Here is a 17301-nt window from a genome sequence, read left to right on the forward strand (position 1 = left end):
CGATATCTCTACAAACTGATTTTCATAGTGTAGCAAATCGGAGACTAGCTTCGTAAGCATTATTTTTTATTTTTATTCTACCGTCACCGATTTTGCCAAGTTACGCGGTTTGTCGACGTCACAACCTCGGGCGAGCGCGGTGTAATACGCCATCAGTTGGAGAGGGAGCACGGTGATGAGTGGCGCGAGAATCGGTTCCACGTGCGGTAAGATGAACTCATCATTCTCGTGCTCGACGCCTTGCATCGAGATGATACACGCATTGGCACCACGGGCGACGACTTCTTTGACGTTGCCGCGGATGTTCAAGTTCGTCTTCGGTTGCGAGATGAGCGCGATGACTGGCGTCCCGTCTTCAATCAAGGCAATCGACCCGTGCTTGAGTTCTCCACCCGGGTAGCCTTCCGCTTGAATGTACGAGATCTCTTTTACTTTGAGTGCACCTTCGATACAGACCGAGGCGTCGAGTCCGCGACCGATAAAGAACGTATTCGGTGTTGTCTTTAAGTAACGTTCCACCAAGTCTTCGAACAGCTCTTTTTGTGACATGACCGAGTCCATGATCGTCGCGACACGTGCGAGTTCCGGCATCAAGTCGAACGGCAGCTCTTTCCCGTTCGCACGAGCGATGTCATAAGCGAGGATCGCGAGCACCGCGATTTGCGCCGTGTACGCTTTCGTCGACGCGACCGCAATCTCGGGGCCGGCGTGGAGGAGCATCGTCTCGTTTGCTTCACGGGAGAGCGTTGATCCTGGCACGTTCGTCATCGTGAGTGCTTTGTAGCCGCGCTTTTTCACTTCGACGAGGACGGCACGGCTGTCGGCTGTCTCTCCAGACTGTGACAAGAAGACGAACAGCGGACGGTTGCTTAAGAGCGGCATATTGTAGCCAAATTCAGACGAGACGTGCACCTCGGTCGGGATACCGGCAATCCGTTCTAAAATGTCTTTCCCGACGAGTCCGGCGTTGTAGCTCGTGCCACAGGCGACGATGTAGATGCGGTCCGCTTCCGAGACGAGCGAACGGACGCCTTCTGTCAGCTCGATGTCGCCGTTCTCGTTCTGGTAGTGTCGGATGATGTTGCGGATGACGGCCGGTTGCTCGTCCATCTCCTTCAACATGTAGTGCGCGTACGTTCCCTTCTCGATGTCTGACGCATCGATCTCGGCCGTGTACGGCGCACGTTCAAGGATTTCGCCATCGAGCGTCTTGATCGTCGCCGACTCACGCGTCAAGATGACGATCTCGCCGTCATGGAGCTCGAGGTACTGGTCCGTCACTTGGAGCATCGCCATCGCGTCCGACGCGACGACGTTGAACGTGCCATCACCAAGTCCGACGAGGAGCGGCGACTTGTTCTTCCCGATATAGAGGCGCTCACTGTCCTCTGAGTCGATCATCGCGATCGCGTACGAGCCGTGGAGCTCTGAGAGCGTCTTACGGAACGCCGCCTCGACGTCATTTAGCACGACGAAGTTCTTCTCCATCAACTGGACGATGACTTCCGTATCCGTCTCTGACAGGAACGGTGCGTCGATCGTAGCCTTGATCTGCTCGTCGTTCTCGATGACGCCGTTGTGGACGAGCGTAAAGCGGCCCGTCGTGCTTTGGTGTGGGTGGGCGTTCGGTACGCTCGGTACCCCGTGTGTCGCCCAACGCGTGTGACCGATGCCAATGAAGCCTTCCGCTTCGACCGGTACGATGTCACGTAACGCGGCAATCCGTCCGACTTCCTTGAACACATGGACATCGTCACCGACAAGCGCGATTCCCGCTGAATCGTAGCCACGATACTCAAGCTTCTCGAGTCCCTTCAATAAAATCTCTTTCGTTCCGACTCGACCGATCATCCCTACAATTCCACACATACAAAAATCTCCTCTGTATTCGATTTCTCGAAAAAGGAAACGGACTTTTTAGAGTGCTGTCAACGCGCTCCCCTTTGGCCGTCCGGTCACCCGAACGTTTTAAAAGAACACTTTTAGTCGTGACAGGCGACTAGAGGGTATCCGCCGAAACCTCGATCACCCTCGTCCTCGTCAACTCCGTAGAGTTCTGGCGCTTTTCCTTCATAGCTGGCCGTTTCTCCAGATACCCTTTCATGCTAGTCGTTCAACATAATCCACGGATAGTATTTTCATCACATCATCGTTCAGTACTTTTTTACCGTTCACGTAAAAGTCACCACTTTCACTAAAAAGCCATTTTTTTGGAGGCTTGTCCGCCTGACACGGTTCGTGCATGATAATAGTATATAGAGATGAAACGGAGGAACGGATATGAGCGGGCTCTTTCTCGTCATCGGCATCACCTTATCGATTCTCTCGAAGTGGCTGCAGTTTAACGGACAGGATGCGCGCGGAGATGTGCTCGTGTTTCCGGCTGCATTCTTTCTCGGCTTGGCGCTGTTGTTCAGCTTGCCGTTCTTTAAAGAGTGGTGGGAGGAACCATCAAAGCGACCGAAAGCGCTCCGCTTCGCTGGGCTCGCGGCCGGTGGCATTCTATCGTTCCAGTTGTTCGCCTGGCTCGTCTTCGGACAAGCTCAGTGGCTCGGTGCACTGTTCTTAATCCCCTTCCTCGGCTGCCTTTACTTCATCATCCGTACGTTCAAATGAAAACGGGGGAAGCGCTCATCATGCGCCTCACCGTTTTTAGGGAATGTCGAGGTCGAATAGAACCCCATAATGATCACTCGGCAGAATATTAGTTTTGCTAACGGATGCATTTCCGAACACGTCAACGTTCGTAATAAGCAGTGAGTTCACTTCAACGTGACGCAACAAAATCCAATCATAGCGCGAGGATCGTTTCATTAAGGAATCCTGTTGCAGATATGGATTATGTGTATAGTCCAATGTCGGTTGCGCTTCTCCTTCATCATACTTGGCGACATCGACCCACCGGTGTTCGGTCAAATAGTGATGGTTCTCTGACTGCGGGTCATCATTGAAGTCCCCGCATAAAATTTCGTACCGTTCCCCTTCGCCGATCCATTCGTGGACCGCCTTCATTTGTGCTTCCCGTATGTCCGACGACCTCCAATTTAAATGGACGTTCGTCAATCCGAACACGTGGCCTCCTACTTGGAACGTTACCCTCATCGCACAGTAGTTTGCTTCTTCTACCTCGTAGTGCCAAATCGCATCATTCGTAGCGAGCGGAACTTTACTTAAAACGGCGAGTCCTTCATCCGGTGAATCGGGATAAGGATGAAACACACAAAACGGATATCCCGTCTGATTCGCAATATATGTTGCGACATCGATTCCTGTTTCGCCGTCTATGTATGTTTTAACTTCCTGAAGCGCGAGCATGTCAGGGGCAACACGTTTTACTTCCTCACAGATGGCCCCGATTCGCTCGTGCCATAACGTTGGATTGTTCCAAATGTTAAAGCTTGCAATCCTCATTCTATGCCTCCATTTCGATGGTTCTGTTTCAACAAAAATTGCGCGCTATCTTGAATCAGTTCAATCGTCCGGGTCAACTCTTCTGTCGTGTTATCAAGATAATAGGGACCAGGTGCGCCCGAGTTCAGGAACTCGTTCCGTAAAATGAGGACACGTTCCCCCATCTGTGAACCCGCCGGCCTGTGCTGATCGCGTTGGACATGAACATCTTGCTCTGCCCATAAGATGACGTATCGCACTTCAATCCCTTGTTCAATCCAATGTGACGTATATGTCTGTATATCGTTCCAAAATGCGACCCAATCCACGACGACGTCATAATCTGCCGCAAGAAAGTTATCGCTCAAGGCAACGATGTTTTTCCAAACAAGTTCATTCGCACGCTCAGACTCCCAAGGTTTTTCACGACCCGAGACTGCCATATGACTAACTTCATCGCCTGAAATGTATGCACTTTTCTTCATCTGTCGAGCGAGCTGTTTTGCGGTTGTCGATTTCCCGACGCCGGCAGGTCCCGAGATAATCCATACTTTCTGCTTCATCAAACTGTTCCCCCTAAACATTTAAGAGGAAGCGCTCAAGCGCTCCCCCACTTTCGTTCTTCTCGTAATTCGGCTTCCGTGACGTAGTTGTTGTCGAGAGTGACCATGTGGCGTTCGTATAAACGATGTCCCCCCCACGACAAGATTCCACCAACTAAGCAGATTATGAGAAACATTCTATAAGTCACCATTTCCATTGTGAAACCGTATAAAAGTACGATAATCAATGGATAGGACATAATCCCGATATACGTATGGGCGTGCACGAGTCGTTTTGCGTCATCTGACGTCAAATAACGCTTTTTCACATTTTCACGTTCCCAGTCTTTTTTGAGTGCTGGAATACTTGTCAGCACTGCGACAACAACAAGTAGAATCGACGGAATCCACTCATTTTCCGAAGCAAGTTGTAACATGAACGTCAATGTCGCCGTCATAAAGGCAACTCGCCATTTTCCTGAATCGTCAATCGCCATCAGTTCCCGCATTTGAGTGCGCTTATCCATATCGTTCTTCCTTTTCAATTTCCCGCGCTTCTTTAATTGCTTTGATATCTTGATCCGTCAAATAGTTCCCATCATGTTTTTGAATGATACGGTCGAGCCATTTTCCAAAGAACGTCGCTCCCCAGAAAAAGGCTTGTGATAAGAGAAACGCTTGGAACGATTGTGGTTGCTGTGTTTGATTGAACGCGACGATGCCATAAAAACCAAGAGCGACAAGTCCAAATAACGAAGCTGTATACCGTAGCGTCAACAGCTTTCGCGCCTTCTCATTTTTCACGAAGCGGCGCCACATCCGGAAACGCATCATCTCTGTCGTGACGACGAGACTAAATATTGAAAATATGAATATCAGGAAAAACGAATCCGGCATCTCCCAATACGACGCATAAGTCAGCATGCCGATGATTGCTGCGACCACAAAGATCCCAACGCCCCAGCTTGTCCATTTATCCATGCGTAGCACCGTATCAATCTGTTGTTTTGTTTGCGGTGAAAGTTCCATTATGATTTCATCCTTTCAATCACTTGGTCGTATGTTGGCATGTCAGGGTCGTACGCTTTCAATTTCCGGACAATCCATCGTTTTCGATATGATTCGGTTAGTCCCCAGATGCCAAACACGCCGCCAATTAAGAAACCAAACGATTCAGTCGTCAGTAGCGTCGTCATAAAGGTTCCCATTAAGATTGCGCTAATCCACGTATCAGCATATTCGATTTTCAGCCACTGCAAACCCTTTGGTCGCGTTGAGAATTGGCGCAGGATTCGATATTGCTTATGTCCCATCACGACAAGAAACACCGCGACAGTCCACATCAAGGGAATTAACAACATCCGTTCAAAGAAAAGGGAAACAACCAATGAAGTCACATAAACAACGAGCAACGGAACACCGAAGCGTTGGATTCGCTTCACCCACTGAATTTCTTTCTGCAATTGTTCACCCATCCCCTCACCTCCCGGTCTGCTTATATGTAGGACGCCACACGTCTTCCTGCTTAATCCGCTTATCAATCCTCATCGTGATCCATCCAGCTAACACAATCACGAGCAAACCGACTGTATAGAAAACTTTCGTCTCCAACAATTCATTGCCGTTCAATGCGAGAAAGAAGGCAACCGTATTCAACATGTCACTCCCCAACTGTTGGCGATAGCGATGCGTCAATTTCGGATTCAACCGTTGTCGCATCTGATAGCGACGTACATACATCACATTGACGGGAACGAGCACGAGGGCCATGTAGACGATGCCCCAAAACAGACTATCCGTCCACCACACGATTGGAAGAATGACGACTAGAAACACCCCTACAATCCCAAACATGAGTTGTTGAAACGAACGGACCCACGCCCGTTCCTGTTCGACTCGTTCCCTCATCGCGCTTCCTCCAGCTCGAGGGCGCGTAATATCGGATCATGTTGATTTAAACGGCGTGACACCGTTTCTGTCAACGTCCCCCAAATGAACACCCCGAACGCCCAATACAGGTCGTCTTGATTGAAGACCAACAGGCCACTCACTAAAACGAGTAAACCGATCGAGCTCACGATATCGTACACGAGATGCCACCTTAGCACCTTCCGCGTAGCAAGATCGACTAAAAACGTACGTCTCATCTGATATTTTTGCACGTCTAACATGAGCATTCTGACCCCAACGAGAGTGAGAGGAATGATGAGCCACAGTTGCTTCCCGAAGAAGGATAAGACGATGGCCAATACCACGACGCTTAAAAAGATGTATCCGACCCGTGTCTGTTGCTTCTTCCAAGCCGTCTCTTGTTCAATTCGTGTCGGTTGATTCATGACTTCCCCTCCCTACTATTCTCTTATTGTATACGGAAATGAAACGGTGGGGTTTCAAGTTATCCAAATATTCTCGCAATGAATCGTTCGACGTTTTTCAACAATTGGCGAATGATTTACGACCGTTGCAAATAATTTCTGCTATACTGATAGCGTATTCATTCCTATAAATTAATGTGAAAGGTGCAAACAGTCATGGCCCCAAAGTATAAACAAGTCGCTGAACAGATTGAGACGGATATCGTCAATCACGTCTATCAACATACGAACAAACTCCTCACGGAAGACGAATATGCGACGAAATACGCCGTCAGCCGCAACACGGTCCGGAAAGCGATCGAGATTCTCGTCAACAAAGGCTACGCCTATCAAGTCCAAGGGAGCGGCGTCTTCGTCCGTGACCATTACGACAGCGATTATGTGAACCTCGAAAAACTCCAAGGTCTCACGAGCGACTTCAGTGGACGAAAAGTCGAGACACACGTCCTCGCCTTTGAGGAGACGACGGCAAACGAAGAAGTGGCGGAACGGATGAAGTGTCCGGTCGGGACGCCTGTCTATTACGTCAAGCGGCTGCGTCTCGTCGACGACCACCCGTTCTCGGTCGAAGATTCGTACTTCCGCAAAAACCTCGTCGTCTATCTCGACCGAAACATCACCGAGAAGTCGATCTATAACTACTTCCGTAACGACCAAAAGCTCGCCATCGGTTTTGCCGACCGCGTCATTTACGCCGATTTCTTGAACGCCGATGATGCCGTTTTACTCGGGTTGAACGAGAACGATCCGGCCCTTCTCGTCGACAACACCGTCTATTTAACGAACGGTCAAATCTTCGACGTATCGCGCTCGACACATCATTTCCGCCATGTTAAGATGCTGAAAGTCTCTAACATCAAGTCTTAAACGCACTCGAGAGGTTGATCTCGCGTGCGTTTTTTTCGTTCACATTTTATTCAAAAAGAAAGGGTTTACATGTAAGCGGTGTCGTGCTAGTATCAAACTATAGAATTTGTACCTACGAATCTTAGTTATCCATACAAAAAAGGAGAGATATTATGGTTTCTGAAACAATCGAAATTACACCCGAAGACATCTTCGGTTTAATCGCCCTCTCAGGTGACGCGAAAGCAAGTTACCACCACGCAATGCTCCTCATGCAAGAAGGCAAGCCAGAGGAAGCGGCTGAAGCGGTTAAAGCTGGCGACGCGACGTTGAAAGAAGCACACGCTATCCAAACAAAATTCGTCACGCTCGAAGCACAAGGGAAAACGGCGACAGTCGGCGTCCTCATGGTGCACGCGCAAGACCACTTGATGAACACGATCCTCGTAAAAGAGATGCTCGGCTACATGATGAACATGCAAAACGAAATCAACCAATTGAAAGGAATGGATCAAAAATGATGAAAATCGGACTCTTCTGCGCAGCAGGTATGTCAACAAGTATGTTAGTAGAAAAAATGAAAGCGGTTGCCGCTGAACGTGGCCTCGAGGCAGAAATCGCAGCCTACCCAGAATCAGAAATGGAAACGTACGTGAACGACCTCGACGTCGCTCTTCTCGGACCACAAGTGAAGTACTTGCTTTCAAAAGGCAAACAGATCTGTGAGCCAAAAGGCGTTCCAATCGACGTCATCAACACAGTCGACTACGGCATGATGAACGGAACGAAAGTATTAGACCACGCACTTAAGCTTGTAAATAAATAAACTGAGGTGACCACTTTGAAAATGCCAAAAGATTTCTTGTTCGGCGCTGCTTCGGCTTCTTACCAAGTCGAAGGCGCATGGAACGAGGACGGGAAAGGACTCTCAAACTGGGACGTCTTCTCGAAAATTCCTGGAAAAACATTTGAAGATACGAACGGCGACGTCGCAGTCGACCATTACCATCGTTATAAAGAAGACATCGCGCTCATGGCCGAAATGGGACTCGAATCATATCGCTTCTCAATCTCATGGCCGCGTATCTTCCCGAACGGCACAGGGGAAGTAAACGAAAAAGGACTTGAGTTTTACAACAACTTGATCGACGAGTGCTTGAAGCACAACATCGTCCCGTTCGTGACACTCTACCACTGGGACCTCCCGCAAGCGCTTGAAGAAACAGGCGGCTGGAAAAATCCAGCTACGGTTGACGCGTTCGTACGTTTCGCCGATACTTGTTTCCAATCGTTTGGCGACCGTGTCCGTCACTGGATCACGTTCAATGAAGCGGTCATCTTCTGCTCGCTCGGCTACTTGACTGGGGCACACCCACCAGGTATTGAAGGCGATGTCAAAGGTTACTTCCAAACGACACACCACGTTTTCGTCGCACACGCCCGTGCCGTCGAGTTGTTCAAACAAAACGGTTACGAAGGTGAAATCGGCATCACGCACGTATTCAACCCGGCCTTCAGCATCGATGAAGCCGAGGAGAACAAATTTGCGGAAATGCACGCGAACGCTTATGCGACGCACTGGTTCTATGACCCGATCTTGAAAGGCGAATATCCAGAATACGTCGTGAAAGGACTTGAAGAGCAAGGTCTTCTCCCTGAAATGACAGCTGAAGAGCTCGAGCTTCTCAAGCGTACAGCGCCGATGAACGACTTCATCGGTCTCAACTACTACAGCCCGCAACGCGTCATGAAAAATGACTCAGCGCTCGTTATGGCCGGTGGTCGTGAGAACTCGACAGGCCGCCCAGGTAACCCATCGTTCGACGGCGTCTACAAGACAGTCATGATGGATGACAAGGTATATACGAAATGGGCATGGGAAATCTCACCGGAAGCGTTCCTTGACGGCATGCACATGTTGAAGGAGCGTTACGGCAACGTGAAAATCTATATCACCGAGAACGGTCTCGGCGACGTCGATCCAATCGTTGACGGCGAAATCCTCGACGACCCACGTATCGAATACATCGAAGGCCACTTACGCGCTGTGAAACACGCCGTTGAACAAGGTGTCAACGTCGCAGGTTACTACGCTTGGTCGGCAATCGACCTTCTCAGCTGGCTCAACGGATATAAGAAGCAGTATGGCTTCATCTACGTTGACCACGCGAACGGACTCGCTCGCAAGAAGAAAAAATCGTTCCACTGGTACAAAGACATCATCGCCACGCGCGCTGAAAACCTATAAGGAGGTTCCCCATGAGCCGCTTAGAAAGAGTATTTGAAAAGTTCACACCAGGTTTCGTTCGATTTGCGAACGCAAAGCCCGTCCTTGCAATTAAGGACGGGTTCATCCTGACAATGCCGATGACGATCATCGGTTCGCTGTTCCTACTGATCTTGGCGTTACCGATTCCAGGTTGGGCCGAGTTCATGTCAGGATTGTTCGGAGCCGATTGGACGCTCCCACTCACGCAAGTCGTCGGTGCGACGTTTGACATCCTCGCTTTGATCGGGGTATTCGGAATCGCCTACTCGTACGTCAAAAACGAAAAAATCGAAGGCGTACCAGCTGGTATCCTCGGAATCATCTCGTTCTTGATCATCACACAAGCATCTGTCCTCTCTGAATCAGGAGAAGCAGTCAACGGAGTCATCCCGAAAGTATGGACAGGCGGACAAGGTGTCCTCGCTGCCATCGTCGTCGGTTTAGTCGTCGGATTCATTTATTCGCAATTCATCAAACGCGGGATCAGCATTAAAATGCCTGACGGTGTCCCACCTGGTGTTTCGAACTCATTCTCGGCACTCGTTCCTGGTCTTGCGATCATCGCACTTGCTGCTGTGACGTTCGCTGTCTTCCAAGCGGTTGCAGAGCGTACGTTCACAGAAGTCGTCTATGACGTGCTTCAATCACCACTTCAAAACCTGACCGACACGCTCGCAGGAGCAGTCATCATCATGGTTCTCATGTCAGTCATGTGGTGGTGTGGAATTCACGGTGCCGCAATCATCATGGGTATCATGGGGCCACTCCTTACAGCAAACGCGCTTCAAAACCAAGCGCTCATCGACTCAGGCCAAACACTTGTTGCCGGTGAGAACGCAAAAATCGTTACAATCCAGTTCCTCGACGTCTTCACGAAGCTCGGTGGTTCAGGAATCACGATCGGATTCATCATCGCTACGCTTATGGTCGCCCGTTCGGCTCACTTGAAACAGCTCGGTAAGCTCTCGCTTGCACCAAGTTTGTTCAACATTAACGAGCCGGTCATCTTCGGGATGCCGATCGTGTTCAACCCGATCATGTTCGTACCGTTCGTCATCGTACCTGCAATCGCATCGTTCATGGTGTACTTCTCAATCCTTTGGGGCTGGGTCGATCCGTTCAACGCACTTCAGGTGCCGTGGACAACACCACCGATTATCTCTGGTTTCTTAATCGGCGGATGGCGTGCCGCGCTCTTGCAGATCGTCACGATTGCAATGGCCGTAGCCGTCTACCTCCCGTTCGTCCGCATGCAAGATCGCGTCTCGTACGGTGAAGAGTTGAAAGCACAAGAAGAATCAGACCAAGCATCAGCCTAAGTAAAAAACGACAGCCCTTCTCAACGATGAGAAGGGCTGTTATATTTAGGGAAACAAGTAAGAAAGTGGTTTGCTCATTCGACAATAACACGGGATTAGAAAGGATCTATATGACGAGAAAAATGTTGCAATGGATTGCATTTGCTATCGCTATTTTGCCTTCGTCCGGTTTAGTGATTGCTATGGTGAACGGCATCTACTTATCAAGAGAAGACATTAGAGTTATCTTAGCTATATTTTATGGAGTCTCTATCGTGACAGTCTTGATTTCCCTTTTCTTACCTAAGCGAGTTGATAAACAATGAAACTCAACTATACTGCCCTCTTCTGTTTATTGTCAGGCGTATCAGGACTTGTCGGTCTGGTAATCCAATCCGTCTATCCGATGTTGAGTGGCATGCTATTTCTATTGTTTGCCGCCTATCACTTGGGCAAGCAACGTCAAACCATTCAAAACAGGAAAGGAGAAATTTGATTTGAAAAACTATACACCAAGCTTCATGATTTTATCGAGCGCCGCCCTCACCTTAGGCCTTGGATTCAAGTCTATCTTCCCTTATGCGATGCTGATCGGCGCTGGCCTACATACGATTTTCCTACTGTGCGCTGCCTATTCGTTAGGCAAGTATCGGGCCAACACATCACAACACGATTCGTAACGCCATGACACTTACTGTCACGGCGTTTTTTTTATCACGTCACTGTTCTGTTGGCCGTGGCTTTCCTGACGTATAATTACTTATTCCGTCACCATGCGAACCGGGAACTGATCCGCGATGTCCCGTAAGCCTTTTAGAAAACGTTCCACGTTCAACATAGACGTCTCAAACGCGAAACTTAACTCTTCTGCGTCGTCCTCGAGCGGGTGTTCCAGCTGACCTCGCACGCTCACCTCGTCCCCATCCTTGTCCCGTCTCGTCAACGTCAAGCTGACGAACGGTTCCGTCGGTTCGAACACGACTTCCTGCACGTCACCCGCTATGAACGACTCAAATACTGGTATGTAGTGCGCGACGAGCAAACTATCGAGCATGATGTCATCGAACGTGATGCGGTGGTCCGGCGTGTGAAGCCCGACCCAATTCTGATGCCACGCTGCATCTTGAATGTTGTCGGCGTCAGGATAGGCGTACGCATAGCTCTCAATCGTCACATCAATCGTTTCGTCGCGCGACATCAGTTTCGTGATTGCCATTACTTTTCTTCCTTCCGCAACGAATAGCCGTCAATCTCCAAGAGGCGCATTCGCTTCTGGTCGATTGCCGCATGGACGATGACGATCACCCCAGGATTCAGGTCCATCATCTTTTTGATTTTCGTCAAGTCGTCCCCTTTGATCTCGACCGGCAAGACGAACTCGCCTTCCTTCAAATGAATGAATTTGATCTTGCCTTGGTCATCATAGCCTGTCACTTCGTACGTCGCATATTCGCGTTTCATCAACATCTCCCCCTCTTTTGAATCAACTTCAACACCGAGACTACGAACTTCTCGTTCACGTTCAATCCGTTTATATCGTTCAATCAGACCCTTCACTCCAAAATAGGATGAAAAGAGCACAAAGAAAATAACGAGGACATTGAAATAAATAATTCCGTAGATCAAACCGTAAATGAACCAGCACAGCAAAGACACCGCCATCACGTAAGTCGTCTTATCCTGTTCGCTCTCTTGATCCGTTCTACGGTCCAACGCCATCGTCGCTCCTCCTCCCTACTTCATACGTTCCCCCCTTGAATAAGTTCCACACAAAAACAGCCAATCCCCGTAGCGGCAGGGACTGGCTGTTTTGTTGGTTACGCTTCGACGCTGTCGGCGTGACCTGCTTTATGCTGTTCGATGACGCCGGCGTACCATTTCGCACTATCTTTCCAGACGCGCTCTTGCGTCTCGAAGTCGATGTAGAGAATGCCGAAGCGCTTCTCGTAACCGAAGCTCCATTCGAAGTTATCCATGAGCGACCAGAGATAGTATCCGGCGATGTTCATGCCTTCGTCGTTCAAGTCAGATACGGCTGTGAGGTGCTTTTTGACGTAGTCGATGCGTTTATCGTCATGGACTTCACCGTTCTCAAGCACGTCGTCATACGCTGCGCCGTTTTCTGTGATGATGATTGGAAGATCTGTGTACTCGTTACGTAAGCGACGGATCAGGTCTTTGAATTCGTTCGGGGCGATATCCCAGCCCATGCCCGTCTTGTCGTAATCGGAGTAAGCGGCGACTGTCATGAAGTCGTTCGCTGCGCTGAACTCGACGAGTCCGCGACTGTAGAAGTTGATGCCAAAGAAATCGCACTCTGTCGAGATTGTCTCCATGTCACCTGGTTTGATGAAGTCGTACGTGTGCACGTATTTCGAGAACAAGTTCATCATGTCGACCGGATACTGGCCTTTGAAGACCGGATCGAGGAACCAACGATTCGAGTACCCGTCCGAGTTGTTCTGAGCGAGTTTGTCGTTCGCCGAGTCCGTCTTCGCGTAGACCGGTGATAAGTTGAGCGTGATGCCGATCGGTGTCGTCGACTTCATGTCGTTCTTGAGCAATTCAACTGCTTTACCGTGTGACAGCAACATGTGGTGCACGGCGCGGACCGCTTCGTTCATGTCACGATGTCCCGGTGCGTGAACACCGGCATGGTAGCCGAGGAAGCCGGCACACCATGGTTCGTTGTGCGTGATCCATGAGTCGACGATGCCGTCGAGCTCATCGAAACACACTTTCGCGTACTCGAGGAACCAGTCGACCGAGTCGCGGTTCACCCAGCCGCCTGCTTCATGGGCCCACATCGGGAGGTCCCAATGGTAGAGCGTGACAGCCGGCTTGATGCCTTCTTCACGGAGACGCGTCGCAAGCGTCTTGTAGAATTCCATACCGGCCGGGTTGAACTCACCTTTGGCCGGGAAGATGCGTGGCCAGGCGATCGAGAAGCGATATGTGTCAACGCCGAGCTTTTTGATGTGCTGAATGTCTTCTTCATAACGGTGGTAATGGTCGCAAGCGACGTCACCGTTATGCTTTTCGAACACACGTCCGTCGATGTCACAGAACATGTCCCAGATCGACGGCGTACGCCCGCCTTCGTTGTGGGCGCCTTCGATCTGATAAGACGAAGTTGCCGTTCCGAAGACGAAGTCTTTGTTAAACTGCATAGTCAATTCCTCTTTTCTGTCTAGTTATTCTTTGACCGCACCAGCCGAGATACTGCTGACGATGTATTTCGACAAGAACAAGAAGGCGATCATGATCGGCACGACTGAAATCGCGATACCGAGGTAAAGGGCGCCGAGGTTTTCGGCGACTTGCGAACCTTTCAAGAAGCCCATGAGTACCGGCAACGTGTACTTCTCTGGTGAGAACAAGAGCACGAGCGGCATCAAGTAGTTGTTCCACGAGCCGATGAACGTGAAGATCGACATCGTCGCAACAGCTGGCATCATCATCGGAAGCGCGATCGTATGGAAGATGCGAAGCTCGCTCGCTCCATCGATCCGCGCTGCTTCGATCATACTGACATGCAGCGTCGCTTGCGTGTACTGGCGGATGAAGAAGACGACGAACGGACTCGCGATCGACGGTATGATGAGCGGGATGAACGAATCGAGAATCCCGAGCGTCTTGCTGATCTCGTAGAAACCGATAAGTCCGAGTTGTCCCGGGACCATCATCATGACGAGCATGAAGATGAACATCACATTTTTTCCTTTGAATTCATAGAACGAAAATCCGAACGCAGTCATGGCCGAGAAGTAACCCGAGAGTAACGTCACGAGCACTGCAACAATCAAACTGTTTTTAAATCCGGTCCAAATGTTGATGTAGTCGCTCAAGATCGCATAGTTATCGAGCAGTGATGTCCCTGGGATGAGCGAGAAACCGGTCATGATCTCTCCGTTCGTCCGTGTCGCGTTGACGAGCATCATGAGGAACGGGATGAAACAGATAATCGTCAAGATGACCAAGCCTGTATAGATCAAGCCACGGCTAAACCGTTTCTTTTTGACCTTGTTTTTTGGCGGCTCCACGCGGAGAGGTTTCTCCTCGCGCGGCGGCTGTACTTCGCTGTCGGCGAGCATACGCCGTGATTCTGCATTTTGTTCCATTGGTTATGCTCCCTTCTGCGCAGCGCGCTCTTTACGGAACATGCCTTTGAAGACGACCGCCGAGAAGACGAGCGTGATCAAGAACAAGCCGTAAGCAACCGCTGATGCATAGCCGTAGTTGTTATACTTGAATGCTTGGTTGTACAAGTAAAGCACCATCGTGTTCAGTGATCCATCTGGCGCACCGACTCCATCCGTCAACAAGAGCGGAAGGTCGAACAGTTGAAGGCCACCGATGAGCGATGTGATCATGATATACAAGAGAATCGGTTTAAGCAGTGGCACCGTGACGTTCGTGAACATCTGCCAACGGTTCGCGCCATCGATATGGGCAGCTTCGAAGAAGTCTTGCGAAATCCCCGACACACCGGCCATGACGATGATGAACGAGTGACCGAACCACATCCATGTCAAAATGAGTGAGACGGACAGTTGTGCCGTCACCGGTTGCGATAACCAATTGATTGGGTCTGAGATAATGCCGAGTTTCAAGAGCATCATGTTGAGTGATCCGTGCTGCCAGTCAAGCAAGATTCCAAACAAGAGTGCGACCGAACTGATCGTGATCAAGTTAGGAAGGTAGAAGAATGAACGGAAGAACGCGAGGCCCTTCAATTTCAAACGAAGATCTGAGAACAAGAGCGCGAGAGCCAGTGCGAGACCGATTTGCAAGACAAAGTTTATTCCCCAAATCTTAATCGTATTGACGAACGCCTCGATGAAGTATGTGTCTGTCAACAAACGCGCGTAGTTCGCGAAACCGACGACCTCTTCACCCGGACTGCCGGTATAGTTGGTGAAACTGTAGTACAGGGTCAAGAAGACCGGGTAGATACTGAATGTCAAAAAGACGACCCAAAATGGGGCAATAAACGCATAGCCGTAACGGTCAAGTTTTTTCACGTCGTGTTACTCCTTCCATAGCAACCCTTAAGGGGGGAAATCCCCCCACGGGTTAGCTTGCTTCAGTCAACTGTAATGTCTGGGTAAGCGTTCTTCGCTTGTTTTTTGAACTCTGCGATTGCTTCGTCTTTCGACTTCTTGCCTTCAACGTATTGGAGGACAGACGCGCCGTAGAGTGTGTCGAGCTGTTGGTCGTATTTCGTTACAATCCCTGGTGTGATTTCATCAGCTTGGTCGAGGAAGAACTCGTAGTTGTTCTGTCCGCCGAGGAACTCGTCGCTGAAATCGTCTTTGATCTTATCTGTGACCGGTTTGTAAGAAAGAACGTCACCAGTCTCTTCAGCCCAACCTGTCAAGAACTCTTCGTCTTGCGTCATGAGTTTAACGAAGTCGTATGCTGCTTCTTTGTTTTTCGATCCTTCGTAAACTCCGAGCCATGTGCCGCCCCAGAAGTACGGGCTTGGACCGTTCGTGACTGCCCAGTCACCGGCTGAATCTTTCGCGCTGTCTTTCAAGACGCTGTGGAGACCCCATGTTGGGAGGACGTATGAGAAGACTTGTGTTTCGACTTCTTTGCCGCCTTCTTTAACTTTGATCGGTTTAGACATACCTTCGAACCAAGATGGTGACCATTCTGGAGCGAGTGCCGTGTATTGTTTCTCACGAAGCTCTTTCGCGTAGTCCATGTAGTCGATCTTGTCTTGTGTCAAGACGAGTTCGTTCTTGTCGTTTACCCATGCTTCAGGGTTTGCGCCTTGTGAGAACCAACGGATTGCGCCTTCATCTGGGAACATACGATAGCCTTTTTGCTTCATCTTCTCAGCAACTTCGAAGACGCCGTCCATCGAGCTCATCATGTTTCCGATTTCAGTCGGATCATCCGTACCGAGCACTTCTTTCGCTAGGCTACGTTTGTAGTAGACACCACCTGGAGTCGTTTGCCATGAAAGGGCGCGCACGTTGCCTTCTTGATCTTTACCAAGGTCAAAGACGTATGGGATGTAGTCGTCCGCGATTTCATTGACGTTGTATGGCTCGTCTGAAAGGTTTTCCCAGTATCCTGCGTCAACCCATTGCTTAAGGAACGCGATTTCCCCAGTGAATACGTCTGGTGCCCCAACGCCGCTTTCAAGTGCTGGCTTGAGTTTTGTCGGATAGTCGGCGATTGGAACGATTGTCAATTCTACTTTGACTCCGTTGCGCTCTTCGTACGTTTTGATTGGTTCTTTGAGCTCATCCGTGAACGACCAAACTTTTAGAACGTCGTCTTTAGAAGCTGTTTCAGAACCTGAAGTTTCTTCGTCGTTTGAGCACGCGCCCAAGACGCCGACTGATAGTGCTCCGATTGAAAGTAAGCTGACTAATTTTTTACGCATGTGTGAACCCATCCTTTTAATGTTTTTTAGAAAGCGTTTGCAAGAAGAGGTAATAATTTGTCGAAAGCGCTTTCGAAAATGTCGAAATAAAATATCGAAAGCGATTTCGATTTTTTGGGAATGACTTTCGAAATCGCGCTCTTCCCTCTATCCGGTTAAAGGGGAGAGAGCGACTTCGAAA

At 49.6% G+C, this 17301-nt stretch carries 22 protein-coding genes; 8 read left to right on the forward strand and 14 right to left on the reverse strand.

The window, feature by feature from the left end:
- Positions 1-72: 72 nt before the first annotated feature.
- Positions 73-1869, reverse strand: a complete 1797-nt coding sequence (glmS, locus tag KNP77_RS09525) for a glutamine--fructose-6-phosphate transaminase (isomerizing) (RefSeq protein ID WP_214890361.1) — start codon at positions 1867-1869, stop codon at positions 73-75.
- A 411-nt stretch (positions 1870-2280) separates the two neighbouring features.
- Here glmS and KNP77_RS09530 point away from each other — a divergent pair, with 411 nt between their 5' ends.
- On the forward strand, positions 2281-2616 hold the full coding sequence (locus tag KNP77_RS09530; protein ID WP_214890364.1) for a hypothetical protein: 336 nt from the start codon (positions 2281-2283) through the stop codon (positions 2614-2616).
- Between the two features lie 36 nt (positions 2617-2652).
- On the opposite strand, the gene KNP77_RS09535 is transcribed toward KNP77_RS09530, so the two are convergent.
- The 7 genes from KNP77_RS09535 to KNP77_RS09565 are packed head-to-tail and all read right to left on the reverse strand — an operon-like array spanning position 2653 to position 6268.
- Complete coding sequence (locus KNP77_RS09535) at positions 2653-3411, reverse strand: endonuclease/exonuclease/phosphatase family protein (RefSeq protein ID WP_214890368.1); 759 nt, start codon at positions 3409-3411, stop codon at positions 2653-2655.
- A complete protein-coding gene (locus tag KNP77_RS09540; RefSeq protein WP_214890371.1) occupies positions 3408-3953 on the reverse strand; it encodes an AAA family ATPase in 546 nt (181 codons plus the stop codon). The genes KNP77_RS09535 and KNP77_RS09540 overlap by 4 nt, the downstream gene beginning before the upstream one ends.
- Before the next feature lie 35 nt (positions 3954-3988).
- Positions 3989-4459, reverse strand: coding sequence for a hypothetical protein (locus KNP77_RS09545; protein ID WP_131441487.1), 471 nt, complete (start codon positions 4457-4459; stop codon positions 3989-3991).
- The gene (locus KNP77_RS09550) at positions 4452-4961 is read right to left on the reverse strand and encodes a hypothetical protein (protein WP_214890374.1); all 510 of its coding nucleotides are present in this window, start codon (positions 4959-4961) and stop codon (positions 4452-4454) included. The genes KNP77_RS09545 and KNP77_RS09550 overlap by 8 nt, the downstream gene beginning before the upstream one ends.
- Positions 4961-5407, reverse strand: a complete 447-nt coding sequence (locus KNP77_RS09555) for a hypothetical protein (protein WP_214890378.1) — start codon at positions 5405-5407, stop codon at positions 4961-4963. Before KNP77_RS09555 ends, KNP77_RS09550 begins: the two co-directional genes overlap by 1 nt.
- Positions 5408-5411: 4 nt before the next feature.
- Entirely contained in the window at positions 5412-5840 is a 429-nt protein-coding gene (locus KNP77_RS09560) for a DUF2116 family Zn-ribbon domain-containing protein (protein WP_214890380.1), read from the reverse strand.
- A complete protein-coding gene (locus KNP77_RS09565) occupies positions 5837-6268 on the reverse strand; it encodes a hypothetical protein (RefSeq protein WP_214890382.1) in 432 nt (143 codons plus the stop codon). Before KNP77_RS09565 ends, KNP77_RS09560 begins: the two co-directional genes overlap by 4 nt.
- Before the next feature lie 195 nt (positions 6269-6463).
- On the opposite strand from KNP77_RS09565, the gene KNP77_RS09570 reads away from it, so the two are divergent.
- The 7 genes from KNP77_RS09570 (at position 6464) to KNP77_RS09600 (ending at position 11400) form a co-directional block, all read left to right on the forward strand.
- On the forward strand, positions 6464-7174 hold the full coding sequence (locus KNP77_RS09570) for a GntR family transcriptional regulator (protein ID WP_070329090.1): 711 nt from the start codon (positions 6464-6466) through the stop codon (positions 7172-7174).
- 152 nt (positions 7175-7326) lie between these two features.
- Complete coding sequence (locus KNP77_RS09575; protein ID WP_016510548.1) at positions 7327-7674, forward strand: PTS lactose/cellobiose transporter subunit IIA; 348 nt, start codon at positions 7327-7329, stop codon at positions 7672-7674.
- Positions 7671-7979 (forward strand): PTS sugar transporter subunit IIB, encoded by a 309-nt coding sequence (locus KNP77_RS09580; RefSeq protein WP_070329088.1) that lies wholly within the window; start codon positions 7671-7673, stop codon positions 7977-7979. The genes KNP77_RS09575 and KNP77_RS09580 overlap by 4 nt, the downstream gene beginning before the upstream one ends.
- Positions 7980-7994: 15 nt before the next feature.
- On the forward strand, positions 7995-9401 hold the full coding sequence (locus tag KNP77_RS09585; RefSeq protein WP_070329087.1) for a GH1 family beta-glucosidase: 1407 nt from the start codon (positions 7995-7997) through the stop codon (positions 9399-9401).
- Between the two features lie 11 nt (positions 9402-9412).
- Positions 9413-10741 carry a PTS sugar transporter subunit IIC gene (locus KNP77_RS09590; RefSeq protein ID WP_214890386.1) on the forward strand — a complete coding sequence of 443 codons (1329 nt, stop codon included), beginning with the start codon at positions 9413-9415 and terminating at the stop codon, positions 10739-10741.
- 125 nt (positions 10742-10866) lie between these two features.
- Entirely contained in the window at positions 10867-11046 is a 180-nt protein-coding gene (locus KNP77_RS09595; RefSeq protein WP_214890388.1) for a hypothetical protein, read from the forward strand.
- 171 nt (positions 11047-11217) lie between these two features.
- On the forward strand, positions 11218-11400 hold the full coding sequence (locus tag KNP77_RS09600) for a hypothetical protein (RefSeq protein WP_214890390.1): 183 nt from the start codon (positions 11218-11220) through the stop codon (positions 11398-11400).
- A gap of 80 nt (positions 11401-11480) precedes the next feature.
- On the opposite strand, the gene KNP77_RS09605 is transcribed toward KNP77_RS09600, so the two are convergent.
- The 6 genes from KNP77_RS09605 to KNP77_RS09630 all read right to left on the reverse strand — a co-directional run bounded on the left by KNP77_RS09605 (position 11481) and on the right by KNP77_RS09630 (position 17120).
- Entirely contained in the window at positions 11481-11936 is a 456-nt protein-coding gene (locus KNP77_RS09605) for a WapI family immunity protein (protein WP_214890393.1), read from the reverse strand.
- A complete protein-coding gene (locus tag KNP77_RS09610) occupies positions 11936-12439 on the reverse strand; it encodes a hypothetical protein (RefSeq protein WP_214890396.1) in 504 nt (167 codons plus the stop codon). Before KNP77_RS09610 ends, KNP77_RS09605 begins: the two co-directional genes overlap by 1 nt.
- Before the next feature lie 98 nt (positions 12440-12537).
- Positions 12538-13890, reverse strand: coding sequence for a GH1 family beta-glucosidase (locus KNP77_RS09615; protein ID WP_214890399.1), 1353 nt, complete (start codon positions 13888-13890; stop codon positions 12538-12540).
- A gap of 24 nt (positions 13891-13914) precedes the next feature.
- On the reverse strand, positions 13915-14841 hold the full coding sequence (locus KNP77_RS09620) for a carbohydrate ABC transporter permease (RefSeq protein ID WP_173647386.1): 927 nt from the start codon (positions 14839-14841) through the stop codon (positions 13915-13917).
- A gap of 3 nt (positions 14842-14844) precedes the next feature.
- A complete protein-coding gene (locus KNP77_RS09625; RefSeq protein WP_016510553.1) occupies positions 14845-15744 on the reverse strand; it encodes a carbohydrate ABC transporter permease in 900 nt (299 codons plus the stop codon).
- Between the two features lie 62 nt (positions 15745-15806).
- A complete protein-coding gene (locus tag KNP77_RS09630) occupies positions 15807-17120 on the reverse strand; it encodes an ABC transporter substrate-binding protein (protein ID WP_251139017.1) in 1314 nt (437 codons plus the stop codon).
- Between the last annotated feature and the right edge of the window lie 181 nt (positions 17121-17301).

Source organism: Exiguobacterium sp. s142 (assembly GCF_018618455.1).
In the GTDB taxonomy this organism is placed as follows: Bacteria; Bacillota; Bacilli; order Exiguobacteriales; family Exiguobacteriaceae; genus Exiguobacterium; species Exiguobacterium aurantiacum_A.

Coding starts and splice junctions, on each gene's coding strand:
- KNP77_RS09590 (WP_214890386.1), top strand. CDS start 9,413: ATGAGCCGCTTAGAAAGAGTATTTGAAAAGTTCACACCAGGTTTCGTT.
- KNP77_RS09630 (WP_251139017.1), bottom strand. CDS start 17,120: ATGCGTAAAAAATTAGTCAGCTTACTTTCAATCGGAGCACTATCAGTC.
- KNP77_RS09570 (WP_070329090.1), top strand. CDS start 6,464: ATGGCCCCAAAGTATAAACAAGTCGCTGAACAGATTGAGACGGATATC.
- KNP77_RS09535 (WP_214890368.1), bottom strand. CDS start 3,411: ATGAGGATTGCAAGCTTTAACATTTGGAACAATCCAACGTTATGGCAC.
- KNP77_RS09545 (WP_131441487.1), bottom strand. CDS start 4,459: ATGGATAAGCGCACTCAAATGCGGGAACTGATGGCGATTGACGATTCA.
- KNP77_RS09550 (WP_214890374.1), bottom strand. CDS start 4,961: ATGGAACTTTCACCGCAAACAAAACAACAGATTGATACGGTGCTACGC.
- KNP77_RS09565 (WP_214890382.1), bottom strand. CDS start 6,268: ATGAATCAACCGACACGAATTGAACAAGAGACGGCTTGGAAGAAGCAA.
- KNP77_RS09530 (WP_214890364.1), top strand. CDS start 2,281: ATGAGCGGGCTCTTTCTCGTCATCGGCATCACCTTATCGATTCTCTCG.
- glmS (WP_214890361.1), bottom strand. CDS start 1,869: ATGTGTGGAATTGTAGGGATGATCGGTCGAGTCGGAACGAAAGAGATT.
- KNP77_RS09580 (WP_070329088.1), top strand. CDS start 7,671: ATGATGAAAATCGGACTCTTCTGCGCAGCAGGTATGTCAACAAGTATG.
- KNP77_RS09555 (WP_214890378.1), bottom strand. CDS start 5,407: ATGGGTGAACAATTGCAGAAAGAAATTCAGTGGGTGAAGCGAATCCAA.
- KNP77_RS09560 (WP_214890380.1), bottom strand. CDS start 5,840: ATGAGGGAACGAGTCGAACAGGAACGGGCGTGGGTCCGTTCGTTTCAA.
- KNP77_RS09540 (WP_214890371.1), bottom strand. CDS start 3,953: ATGAAGCAGAAAGTATGGATTATCTCGGGACCTGCCGGCGTCGGGAAA.
- KNP77_RS09605 (WP_214890393.1), bottom strand. CDS start 11,936: ATGGCAATCACGAAACTGATGTCGCGCGACGAAACGATTGATGTGACG.
- KNP77_RS09575 (WP_016510548.1), top strand. CDS start 7,327: ATGGTTTCTGAAACAATCGAAATTACACCCGAAGACATCTTCGGTTTA.
- KNP77_RS09620 (WP_173647386.1), bottom strand. CDS start 14,841: ATGGAACAAAATGCAGAATCACGGCGTATGCTCGCCGACAGCGAAGTA.
- KNP77_RS09615 (WP_214890399.1), bottom strand. CDS start 13,890: ATGCAGTTTAACAAAGACTTCGTCTTCGGAACGGCAACTTCGTCTTAT.
- KNP77_RS09610 (WP_214890396.1), bottom strand. CDS start 12,439: ATGGCGTTGGACCGTAGAACGGATCAAGAGAGCGAACAGGATAAGACG.